Here is a 10773-nt window from a genome sequence, read left to right on the forward strand (position 1 = left end):
CCGCCGACGAGATCTTTGTCACCCTGATGGGCGACAACGTCGAACCGCGCCGCGCCTTCATCGAAACACACGCCTTGCAGGCGGGGAACATCGACGTGTGATCAACCCGCATCACCCGACATGATTCACCGCACGCTGAATTCCGCCGACCTGCCCGACCTGGATCTGATCCAGGCCCATTGCTATGGTGCGTCCATGCTCGAATCGGCGGATGTCCTGGCCAGCCGTCTACAGGCCGCCCCAGACTGGATCTGGGGCATCCAGGACGGCGATGGCCTGTGTGCCTATCTGTTCACCTACCCCACGCACCAGGGGCATCTGGCGCCCCTGAACGGCGATTTTCACCCATCACCCGACGGCGATACCCTGTACCTGCACGACCTGGCCATCCATCCCCGGGCACGAGGTCTTGGCTTGGCGCAGCAATTGATCCAGCATGCCTGGGCACACGCACAGGCCAACGGACTGCGGCATTCGGCCCTGATTTCGGTCCAGGATTCCGAACCATTCTGGGCTGCGCATGGCTACCGCACCTGCACGGAACTGAATGATCGCCAACGCGCCTGCCTGGCCGGCTACGAACAAGCGGCCCGCTACATGACGCGACGGATCGATCCAGGCGCCTGACCCTGTTGTCGGCCCGGCAAAAAAAGAAAAGCCCCCACGGCCGCGCAGGCTTTGCCTGCTTGCTGCCCCCCAGAGGGGGCCTTTTTTGTCGCCGGGCCGTCCCAAGACAAAACCCGGCCAAACCAATCACTGGGGCTGATCGGGGTCATCTGCCGGACGCTGGATCAGCAGCACCGGCCGATGCGTCAAGGCCAGCACCCGGCCTGCGACCGAACCGATCACGGCATCCAGCAGCACGCCCCGGCCATGCGCGCCCATCACGATCATGTGAGCATCGACTTCGTCGGCATAGCGCGTGATTTCCTGGGGTGCGAAACCAATCCGGGAATCAACGACGTGCGGTACGCCAGCCTGTTGCAGGATTTCTGCGGCCGGTTCCAGGGCCTTGGCGGATTCTTCTTTGTACCAATCCTGAATCGCCCCTGCATCCAGGAAACGGCTTACCCTGGGAGGCAGATTGGCCATCACATGCAGAACCCGTACCATTCCACCATCGGGCAACAAGCCGGATTGCGCGATATAGCGCGCTGCCTGAAGGCTGTACGAAGAACCATCCGTCGCCAGCACGATGTCCTTTGCCATGTGAACTCTCCTGTGGTCTGGTGTCCGGGCGTATGTTCACCCACGTTCACTCTACCGCATGCCAGTCCTTCGTGGATCGATACCAGGAATGAAACCTTGCACTGGCGCAATGGATCGCATCCATTGTCCTGAATCCCTTCCCGAAGGACAATAGGGTGATGAACTCCACACTACTCCATACGCTGGACATTCAACCACTGGCCATCATCGGCGATATCCACGGCGAAATCCAGGCGCTGGATGCCCTGCTCGACCAGTTGCACAGACATCCGGAAACACAAGACCGCCTGCTGATCTTCATCGGCGATCTGTGCGACCGTGGACCGGACAGCGTAGCCGTCATCCATCGTGTGCGGGAACTCATGGACCAGGGACGCGCAATCGCCATCCTGGGCAACCATGAAATCAATCTGCTGGCCAACGATGCAAAAGACGGCTCCGGCTGGTTTTTCGACAGCCGCGAGGCTTCCGATACCCCTTTCTATGCACCATTCAATCGCGCTTCGGCCCGCGAACGCCCAGAAATCCGTGATTTCCTGTGTGGCCTGCCCCTGGCCATCCGCATGCCGGGACTGCGCATCGTGCATGCAAGCTGGGACCCCGCCGCCATCCAGGCCATTGCCGACGTTCCCTGCGGCCACATCCTGGAACTGATCCACGAGCAGGAACTCAATGTCCTGCAGGCCGCCCGGGCCGATGACCTGCATGCCCGCTACCTTGCAGAACTCGATCGCTGGGGCACACAGCTCGAAGATCCGGATGATCCCCCTCCCTACCTGGACGCCGTGGCCGACTTTGAACTGCTGGAACAGCGCATCAACCCGATCAAGCGGCTGACATCCGGCATCGAGGCACGCAGCACGCAGCCCTTCTTTTCAGGCCACCGCTGGCGCTATTCAGACCGCACCGCCTGGTGGAACGAAGACCCTGATCCCACGCCGGTTCTGATGGGCCACTATTGGCGGCTGCTCGAATCTCCCGACCACGGCGCTGCCTGGCGCTACAAACGACTGTTCGAAGGCGTCGCCCCTACCGCCTGGCATGGCCTGCATCAACAGGCCTTCTGCATCGATTATTCCGTGGGTGCTCGCTGGCGGCACCGCAAATCTCTTGGACAGGAGCCGCAGGACCGTTATCGGCTGGCGGCCATGCTATGGCCGGAACGCACCCTGCTGTTCGATGACGGCACCAGAACCCCGACGATCGGAGGCGCGTCCGTCCCCTGATGGGCTCGGCATGGCCTGTGGACAAGTCCAGAGGCCGCTTTCTGTGCCTATCCTGTAGACACATTGTGTATAAGTCCGGATGTTTTCCCAGGCATGAAAACCATCCCCAAAGCATGCCAAGGCAGCACACAAGATCATCAACAGAAAATTTTCCAACAGCCTATTGATATTAAAGGGTTTTCTATTTTATTCAACTTATCCACAGGCTTCCATCATTCCTATCAATTTCATAAACAAGAAAGAACAAAAAACAGGAATCCCCCAGCCAGCATCATTCCAGTTCAAAGTTTCGAAAAACGTTCCAACGCCAAATCCAGCGTACTGTTCTGTTTGGCAAAACACAGTCGAAGCAGTTGATGGTTCGATTCAGGCCGATTCGGCGCGGCATAAAATGCCGACACAGGGATGCTGGCAACACCGATTTCACGAGTCAGCCGGACAGCCATTTCTTTTTCCAGCCTCTGACCCAGGGCGGACATGTTCACCAACAGGAAAAACGTCCCTTCTGAATGCATTGGTTGAAGCCTGGTTTTCTTCAGACCCGAAACCAGACGATCCCTTTTTTTCTGATAAAAGTTAGACAGACCCGAAAAAGCATCAGTTCTGCTCAGATAAGCAGCAATGCCCGCCTGCATGGGCGTGCTGACTGAAAAAATCGTGTATTGATGAACCTTGCGGATTTCCGCCATCACATGCGCAGGAGCGCAGCAATAGCCGACTTTCCAGCCTGTGGCATGAAACGTCTTGCCAAAAGATGAAACCAGCACCGTGTGTTCAACCAGGGCTGGACGCGAGACAGGACTGAGTTGCGAGCACCCATCAAACACGATGTGCTCATAGGCTTCATCCGACAGCAACAAAATTGGTTGTTTTTCGATCAAAGATTCAAGCGCATCCAGATCCTCGGATTTGAGCGTGACTCCTGTCGGATTGTGTGGAAAATTCAGTACCAGCATCCTGGTTTTTGGGTTCAAAGCGCTTAGCATGCGATCCCAGTTCATCCGGAAAACAGGGTCGGCCTCTGTGGGGGGATGCATGGGGATGCGCACGGCCCTGCCACCCGCCAGCCGGATTGCAGGCTCGTACAGATCGTAAGCAGGATCAATCAACAGGACTTCGTCCCCAGGATGGACCAGCGCCAGCAAACTGCACATCAGGGCTTCTGTCGCCCCGGCGGTTACGGTAATGTCGGATTCGGCTTTGTATGCATGACCATGTTGGGACTGGAGTTTTGATGCAATGGCATTGCGCAGTTGCGGCAAACCTGCCATGGGAGCATATTGGTTCAGGCCTTGAAACATGGCTTCACTGACCGCCTGGATCAATGCTTCAGGCGGCGAGTAATCTGGGAACCCTTGTCCTAGATTGATAGCATGGCATTCCTGGGCCAGTGCACTCATTTCGGTGAAGATGGTGCCACCGATATCGGGCAGCTTGGATAGGGGCGTAGGCAGCATGTGTGGTTTTACCGTCGTTGATGTTGAATTCAGATCGAGATTTCACCCACGACAAGCTCAGTTGAGGATAAAATCGCGCATAAGGGAAAACTATGATTTGACTTTTAACATTGCGTAGTTATGCTCCCTGGTGCAATGCAATCTAGCAGTACGCACGTTTCGCACATGGTTTGCCCTGTCGCTACCCGCACTCCGGCACGATCTGTTTCGTTTCAGCGTTCTTGATTCATTGTTTTCTTTCATTTATTTAGGACGTTTCAGATCATGGCTCAAACGGGCAAAGTCAAATGGTTCAATGCTGAGAAAGGCTTCGGTTTCATTACACCGGATGCTGGCGGGACCGATGTGTTCGCGCATTTCTCTGCAATCGAGGGTCGCGGCTATCGCAGCCTGAACGAAGGTCAGGCCGTGCAGTACGAAGTCAAGGATGGCCCAAAGGGTCCCCAGGCAGCTGAGATTCGCCCGCTGTAAATCAGCAGGCAGTTTCTGGAAAGGCACTCTTCGGAGTGCCTTTTTCATTCAGAGCACACATACAGAACTTGTACCTGCTTGTTAAACAACTGTCCACAGCCTTATACACAATTAATCTTTCCTTAGATCCTCTATGTTTCACGTGGAACATTACCGACGTCAAACACTCTAAGGAATCTCTAAGTAGATTCTCGCGCCGTGTAAGTTCCTGCATTTAAGCAGTCTGCTGCGTTGTTTGTTCATCCTCGGGATTGAGCGGTGACCGCTGCGGTTTGCGCCTTGCGTTTCATCTAGACCCACAATCGCCTGCTCACCGCTAGTTGATTCATAGGTCCCTTAATGTTTCACGTGAAACATGGATGATTTGTTCCACGTGAAACATTCATGGAAGACGCAAGAAGTATAATTTCAGAAGTCCTTCTGTTTTCCTTATGAACTATCCTGAAGAATTCGATGTCCTTGTGATCGGAGGCGGTCATGCGGGGGCTGAAGCTGCATTGGCTTCGGCTCGCATGGGTGCGTCCACACTTTTGCTTACTCATAACATGGATACCTTGGGTCAGATGTCCTGCAATCCTTCCATCGGGGGAATTGGAAAGGGGCATTTGGTCAAGGAGATCGATGCCTTGGGTGGTGCCATGGCCTGGGCGACGGATCTGGCGGGTATTCAGTTCAGAGTGCTGAATCGTTCAAAAGGTCCTGCTGTCCGGGCAACGCGTGCGCAAGCGGATCGTTCTTTGTACCGCCGTGCCATGCGGATGGTTTTGCAGAACCAGAAAAACCTGATGATTTTTCAGCAGGCTGTGGACGATCTGGTTCTGGAAGGTGATCGAGTTGTGGGTGCGCACACCCAGATTGGATTGATATTCAGGGCACGGGCCGTGGTCTTGACTGCAGGTACATTCCTGAATGGTTTGATGCATGTGGGGCTTTCACATTACGCAGCGGGCCGTGCGGGCGATCCACCAGCGACCAGTCTGGGGCAAAGACTCCGGGAATTGAAGCTGCCTCAGGGGCGTTTGAAAACGGGAACGCCACCGCGCATCGATGCAAACACCATCGATTTTTCCAGGACCGAAGTCCAGCCGGGGGATACAGACCCAGTGCCGGTCTTTTCTTTTCTGGGGCGCGCCGATATGCACCCGGATCAGGTACCGTGCTGGATTACGCATACCAACGAACGATCACATGATATTGTGCGTTCCGGTCTGGATCGTTCGCCCATGTACAGTGATCAGGGCACGATCGAAGGGGTTGGTCCCCGATATTGTCCTTCGATCGAGGACAAGATTCATCGTTTTGCTGATAAAACCAGCCATCAGGTTTTTCTGGAACCGGAAGGTGCTTCTTCACGTGAAATCTACCCAAACGGGATTTCGACCAGCTTGCCGTTCGATATCCAGTTTGCGCTGGTGCGGAGTCTGCCCGGTCTGGAAAATGCCCGCATCATGCGGCCCGGCTATGCGATCGAATACGATTATTTCGATCCCCGGCATCTGCATGCCTGGCTGGAAACCCGCGCAATTCGAGGGCTGTTCTTTGCAGGACAGATCAATGGCACCACGGGTTACGAAGAAGCCGCCGCTCAGGGCTTATTGGCAGGTGCCAATGCGGCTTTGCAAGTCATGGGACGCGATCCCTGGACGCTGGATCGCAGTCAGGCCTATCTCGGGGTACTGGTGGATGATCTCGTAACTAAAGGTGTTACAGAACCATACAGAATGTTTACTTCGAGGGCCGAATACCGGCTCAGCCTGCGCGAGGACAATGCTGATCTGCGTTTGACCGAAATGGGGCGCAAGCTGGGTCTGGTGGATGATGACCGCTGGGATGCGTTCAGTCGCAAGCGTGATGCGGTGGCGGCCGAAATCCAACGACTAGGGGAAACCCGCATCAATCCGGCGGTGCTGGAAGCTCACGCGCGCGAACAGCTGTCCTTGCAGCGGCAGGACCGTCATCCCAGCCTGCTGGATCTGCTGCGTCGTCCTGGGGTTGAATACGATGCCTTGATGGCATTGCGGGACGGGCAGGGCACACTGTTGGCCGGCCCCGGACTGGCAGATCCTATCCAGGCGGAACAGGTTGGTATCCAGGCCAAATATGCCGGCTATGTAAATCGGCAGCAGAGCGAAATCGAACGTCAGAAGGCCCAGGCGGACCAGGTGGTGCCAGATGATTTCGATTATGCGGGTGTTGCTGGTCTATCGACCGAGGTGCGTCAGCGCCTGGAAATCGCGCGGCCTGCCACGGTGGGGCAGGCCGCGCGGATTTCCGGCGTCACGCCGGCCGCCGTGTCTTTGCTGCTGGTCCACCTGAAGCGACATGCGCGCGGGCGCCAGGCGGCATGATCGACAACGTCCCTTTCCCCCAATTCCGGGAACGCCTGAAGGCGGCTCTGGATGCCCTGGGCATGGCGCAGGATCATGCATGCATTCCCGCGTTGCTGGGCTATCTGGAACAGTTGCAACGCTGGAACAAGGCCTACAACCTGACTGCCATCCGCGATCCTGGAAAAATGCTGGTACAGCATGTGTTCGACAGCCTGGCCATCGTGCCCGAATTACGGGCGCGGTGGGCACGTCCTGGCCTGCGCATTGCAGACATTGGCTCGGGTGCCGGCTTACCGGGTATCATTCTGGCCATCTGTCAGCCGGACTGGTCTGTTGTCTGCGTGGATGCAGTGGGTAAAAAAATCGCATTCATCCGCCAGGCAGCCGGTGTTCTGGGATTGAAAAACGTGCGTGTCGAACATGGCCGTGTTGAATCCATGGATAGTCTGAAGGCTGATCTGGTGATTTCGCGCGCATTTGCCTCGCTGTCGGATTTTGTACGTGTGGCTGCGCATCACCGTGCTTGCGGCGGCGTCATGTTGGCCATGAAGGGGCAGGACCCTGTGGCTGAACGGGCTGCGCTTCAAACCGATATGGGCTGGTTCGTGAAACATGCCGTCGAACTGCATGTACCCGAAATGGATGCGCGCCGTTGCCTGCTGGAACTCGAATATGAACAGGCCGTAACCGGTCCCGAAGGAACCCCATGACTGTCGACCGTCCGAAATCTGCCCGAGTGTTCTGCGTTGCCAACCAGAAGGGGGGCGTGGGCAAGACCACCACGGCCATCAATCTGGCCGCATCGCTGGCCCTGCACGGCCAGCGAGTGTTGCTGGTTGATCTGGACCCGCAGGGCAATGCCACCATGGGCAGCGGGATCGACAAGAATGCGGCCGAGGTCAACCTGTACCAGGTGCTGATCGGCGAAGCCAGTGTCGCGCAGGCCCGCATCCGTTCCGAAACCGGGGGCTACGACGTGCTGCCTTCGAATCGAGAATTGTCCGGTGCCGAAATTGACCTGGTGCAGATGGACGACCGGGAAACGCAGTTGAAGCGGGCGCTGGCAGCGGTTTCCCTGGATTATGATTTCATCCTGATCGATTGCCCGCCGACACTTTCCTTGTTGACGCTCAACGGCCTGGCGGGTGCTCATGGCGTGATCATTCCCATGCAGTGCGAATATTTCGCGCTTGAAGGGCTGTCCGACTTGGTCAACACGATCAAGCGGATCTACCGCAATCTGAATCCGGACCTGGAACTGATCGGCTTGTTGCGTGTCATGTTCGATGCCCGGATGACACTGCAGCAGCAGGTTTCTGCCCAGCTGGAATCGCATTTCGGGGACAAGGTCTTCAAAACCGTCGTGCCGCGCAACGTGCGACTGGCCGAAGCCCCCAGCTATGGCCAGCCGGGTGTGGTCTACGACAAGTCGTCCCGGGGAGCCCGGGCCTATCTCGCCTTCGGCGAGGAACTCATCCGCCGTGTTGGCGGCAAGATTCGTCCGCGCGCGGCCTGAAGGTCTGCCCGGCAGTATTCATAGGACACACACACGATGGCCACTCGCAAGAAAGGACTCGGGCGCGGACTGGACGCCCTGTTGGGCGCGGACAATGGTGCATTGGACGCGGTGGGGCGTCAGAAGGACGATTCCCCCAACCAGTTGCCGGTCAGTGCGCTGCGCGCGGGCCGTTACCAGCCGCGGACCCGAATGGACGAAGGCGCGCTCAATGATCTGGCCGAATCCATCCGTGCCCAGGGCATCATGCAGCCCATTCTGGTGCGGCCCCTAGAAGACGAGCCCGGTCAGTATGAAATCATCGCTGGCGAACGGCGATTTCGCGCTGCCCGGATTGCCGGTCTGGATGTGGTTCCTGTCCTGGTGCGGCCCGTGGCGGATGAAAATGCCGCCGTCATGGCGCTGATCGAAAACATCCAGCGCGAAGATCTCAATCCGCTGGAAGAAGCCCATGGCGTGCGCCGCCTGCTGGATGAATTCGGCCTGACCCATGAACAGGCCGCCACTGCCATCGGTCGTTCGCGCTCGGCCACCACCAATCTGCTGCGTCTGTTGAACCTGGCCGAACCTGTGCAGACCATGCTGCTGGCCGGTGACATCGACATGGGTCATGCGCGGGCCTTGTTGGCTACCGATGCTGCACAGCAGATCCTGCTGGCCAACGAGGTCATCGCCCGGCGCCTGTCCGTGCGAGAAACCGAAAAGCGCGTTGCGCGTGCCTTGCGCGAAGCCGATGAGCCTCTTGTGCCGGCTGGCCGCACGGCCCGGGGGCAGGCGGGTGCCCGCTGCGGGGACCTCGATCGCCTGGAAAAAGCGCTGTCCGATCATCTGGCCACTTCAGTGAAGATCCGGACGGGCGCCCGCAAGGGTGGGCAACTGGTGATCGAGTTTTCTGATTGGGCGCATCTGGATGCGCTGCTGGAACGCCAGGGCCTGGGTTCCGTGCTGGCGGAACGCGATGCGGTTGCTTGACATTACAGCAGAATATCTGCATAATTCGTGATTCGCTTCGGTGGGGTGCCCGAGTGGTTAAAGGGGGCAGACTGTAAATCTGTTGGCCTTGCGCCTACGTTGGTTCGAATCCAACCCCCACCACCAGGCGAACGATATCCAGCGCCACATGCGCGGACGTCGGCAGGGATCCGAATCGCGGGTGTAGCTCAATGGTAGAGCAGAAGCCTTCCAAGCTTACGACGAGGGTTCGATTCCCTTCACCCGCTCCAAAGCGGGTCCGGTTCGACGGATGTCGAAATGAATACCGCCCATGTGGCTCAGTGGTAGAGCACTCCCTTGGTAAGGGAGAGGTCATGCGTTCGATCCGCATCATGGGCACCACAACATCTTGGATCATTCCATAGTCAGGAGTCAGCCATGGCAAAAGGCAAGTTTGAACGGACCAAACCGCACGTGAACGTGGGTACGATCGGCCACGTTGACCACGGCAAGACGACGCTGACGGCGGCGATCACGACGGTGCTGGCCAAGGCGCTGGGCGGCGAAGCCAAGGGCTACGACCAGATCGACAACGCGCCCGAAGAAAAGGCGCGCGGGATCACGATCAGCACCTCGCACGTGGAATACGAGACGGCCAACCGTCACTACGCGCACGTGGACTGCCCGGGTCACGCGGACTACGTCAAGAACATGATCACGGGTGCGGCGCAGATGGACGGCGCGATTCTGGTGTGCTCGGCCGCTGACGGCCCGATGCCGCAGACGCGCGAACACATTCTGCTGGCCCGCCAGGTGGGTGTGCCCTACATTGTGGTGTTCCTGAACAAGTGCGACATGGTCGACGATGCGGAACTGCTGGAACTGGTCGAGATGGAAGTGCGCGAGCTGCTGTCGAAGTACGACTTTCCTGGCGACGACACGCCGATCATCAAGGGTTCTGCCAAGCTGGCGCTCGATGGCGACGAAGGTCCGCTGGGTGCGCAGGCGATCATGCAGCTGGCCGAGGCGCTGGACAGCTACATCCCGACGCCCGAGCGTGCGGTCGATGGTGCGTTCCTGATGCCTGTTGAAGACGTGTTCTCGATTTCGGGTCGTGGCACGGTGGTGACGGGTCGCGTCGAGCGCGGTGTCATCAAGGTGGGCGAGGAAATCGAGATTGTGGGGATCCACGACACGATCAAGACGACCTGCACGGGCGTTGAAATGTTCCGCAAGCTGCTGGATCAGGGCGAGGCGGGCGACAACGTCGGGATTCTGCTGCGCGGCACCAAGCGCGAAGAAGTCGAGCGCGGCCAGGTGCTGGCCAAGCCCGGTTCGATCAAGCCGCACACGGACTTCACGGCCGAGGTGTACATTCTGTCCAAGGAAGAAGGCGGTCGTCACACGCCGTTCTTCAAGGGCTATCGCCCGCAGTTCTACTTCCGCACGACGGACGTGACCGGGACGATCGAACTGCCGGCCGACAAGGAAATGGTGCTGCCTGGTGACAACGTGTCGATGACGGTGAGCCTGATTGCGCCGATCGCCATGGAAGAAGGCCTGCGCTTTGCCATTCGCGAAGGCGGTCGCACCGTGGGCGCCGGCGTCGTCGCCAAAATCATCAAGTAATT

The 10773-nt window shown here is 58.0% G+C and carries 10 protein-coding genes and 3 tRNA genes; 11 read left to right on the forward strand and 2 right to left on the reverse strand.

Annotated features, from left to right (window positions below; translation table 11 throughout):
- Positions 1-120 precede the first annotated feature (120 nt).
- Complete coding sequence (locus tag RBR29_RS07595; RefSeq protein WP_320348365.1) at positions 121-627, forward strand: GNAT family N-acetyltransferase; 507 nt, start codon at positions 121-123, stop codon at positions 625-627.
- Positions 628-753: 126 nt separating this feature from the next.
- Here the strand turns inward: RBR29_RS07595 and RBR29_RS07600 are convergent, their stop codons facing one another.
- The gene (locus tag RBR29_RS07600; RefSeq protein WP_320348366.1) at positions 754-1209 is read right to left on the reverse strand and encodes a universal stress protein; all 456 of its coding nucleotides are present in this window, start codon (positions 1207-1209) and stop codon (positions 754-756) included.
- Between the two features lie 158 nt (positions 1210-1367).
- Here RBR29_RS07600 and RBR29_RS07605 point away from each other — a divergent pair, with 158 nt between their 5' ends.
- Complete coding sequence (locus tag RBR29_RS07605) at positions 1368-2435, forward strand: metallophosphoesterase (protein ID WP_320348367.1); 1068 nt, start codon at positions 1368-1370, stop codon at positions 2433-2435.
- A 281-nt stretch (positions 2436-2716) separates the two neighbouring features.
- Here RBR29_RS07605 and RBR29_RS07610 read toward each other — a convergent pair whose 3' ends face one another.
- Entirely contained in the window at positions 2717-3892 is a 1176-nt protein-coding gene (locus RBR29_RS07610) for a methionine aminotransferase (protein WP_320348368.1), read from the reverse strand.
- Between the two features lie 264 nt (positions 3893-4156).
- Here RBR29_RS07610 and RBR29_RS07615 point away from each other — a divergent pair, with 264 nt between their 5' ends.
- From RBR29_RS07615 to tuf, 9 genes are all read left to right on the forward strand, one after another.
- Positions 4157-4363 (forward strand): cold-shock protein, encoded by a 207-nt coding sequence (locus RBR29_RS07615; protein ID WP_043679103.1) that lies wholly within the window; start codon positions 4157-4159, stop codon positions 4361-4363.
- Between the two features lie 431 nt (positions 4364-4794).
- A complete protein-coding gene (mnmG, locus tag RBR29_RS07620; protein ID WP_320348369.1) occupies positions 4795-6711 on the forward strand; it encodes a tRNA uridine-5-carboxymethylaminomethyl(34) synthesis enzyme MnmG in 1917 nt (638 codons plus the stop codon).
- Positions 6708-7403 carry a 16S rRNA (guanine(527)-N(7))-methyltransferase RsmG gene (gene rsmG, locus RBR29_RS07625; RefSeq protein WP_320348370.1) on the forward strand — a complete coding sequence of 232 codons (696 nt, stop codon included), beginning with the start codon at positions 6708-6710 and terminating at the stop codon, positions 7401-7403. Before mnmG ends, rsmG begins: the two co-directional genes overlap by 4 nt.
- Entirely contained in the window at positions 7400-8209 is an 810-nt protein-coding gene (locus RBR29_RS07630; RefSeq protein ID WP_320348371.1) for an AAA family ATPase, read from the forward strand. Before rsmG ends, RBR29_RS07630 begins: the two co-directional genes overlap by 4 nt.
- 36 nt (positions 8210-8245) lie before the next feature.
- Positions 8246-9181, forward strand: coding sequence for a ParB/RepB/Spo0J family partition protein (locus tag RBR29_RS07635; protein WP_320348372.1), 936 nt, complete (start codon positions 8246-8248; stop codon positions 9179-9181).
- Positions 9182-9220: 39 nt separating this feature from the next.
- Positions 9221-9307, forward strand: a tRNA-Tyr gene (locus RBR29_RS07640).
- A gap of 51 nt (positions 9308-9358) precedes the next feature.
- Positions 9359-9432: transfer RNA gene (locus tag RBR29_RS07645), tRNA-Gly, on the forward strand.
- A gap of 37 nt (positions 9433-9469) precedes the next feature.
- A tRNA-Thr gene (locus tag RBR29_RS07650) sits at positions 9470-9544 on the forward strand.
- Between the two features lie 36 nt (positions 9545-9580).
- Complete coding sequence (tuf, locus tag RBR29_RS07655) at positions 9581-10771, forward strand: elongation factor Tu (protein ID WP_320348373.1); 1191 nt, start codon at positions 9581-9583, stop codon at positions 10769-10771.
- The last annotated feature ends 2 nt before the right edge of the window (positions 10772-10773 follow it).

Source organism: Castellaniella sp., assembly GCF_034007085.1.
Taxonomy (GTDB): Bacteria; Pseudomonadota; Gammaproteobacteria; order Burkholderiales; family Burkholderiaceae_B; genus Castellaniella.

Excerpts from the sequence above, each read along its gene's own strand:
- RBR29_RS07595 (WP_320348365.1), top strand. The coding sequence starts at position 121 with ATGATTCACCGCACGCTGAATTCCGCCGACCTGCCCGACCTGGATCTG.
- RBR29_RS07600 (WP_320348366.1), bottom strand. The coding sequence starts at position 1,209 with ATGGCAAAGGACATCGTGCTGGCGACGGATGGTTCTTCGTACAGCCTT.
- RBR29_RS07605 (WP_320348367.1), top strand. The coding sequence starts at position 1,368 with ATGAACTCCACACTACTCCATACGCTGGACATTCAACCACTGGCCATC.
- RBR29_RS07610 (WP_320348368.1), bottom strand. The coding sequence starts at position 3,892 with ATGCTGCCTACGCCCCTATCCAAGCTGCCCGATATCGGTGGCACCATC.
- RBR29_RS07615 (WP_043679103.1), top strand. The coding sequence starts at position 4,157 with ATGGCTCAAACGGGCAAAGTCAAATGGTTCAATGCTGAGAAAGGCTTC.
- mnmG (WP_320348369.1), top strand. The coding sequence starts at position 4,795 with ATGAACTATCCTGAAGAATTCGATGTCCTTGTGATCGGAGGCGGTCAT.
- rsmG (WP_320348370.1), top strand. The coding sequence starts at position 6,708 with ATGATCGACAACGTCCCTTTCCCCCAATTCCGGGAACGCCTGAAGGCG.
- RBR29_RS07630 (WP_320348371.1), top strand. The coding sequence starts at position 7,400 with ATGACTGTCGACCGTCCGAAATCTGCCCGAGTGTTCTGCGTTGCCAAC.
- RBR29_RS07635 (WP_320348372.1), top strand. The coding sequence starts at position 8,246 with ATGGCCACTCGCAAGAAAGGACTCGGGCGCGGACTGGACGCCCTGTTG.
- tuf (WP_320348373.1), top strand. The coding sequence starts at position 9,581 with ATGGCAAAAGGCAAGTTTGAACGGACCAAACCGCACGTGAACGTGGGT.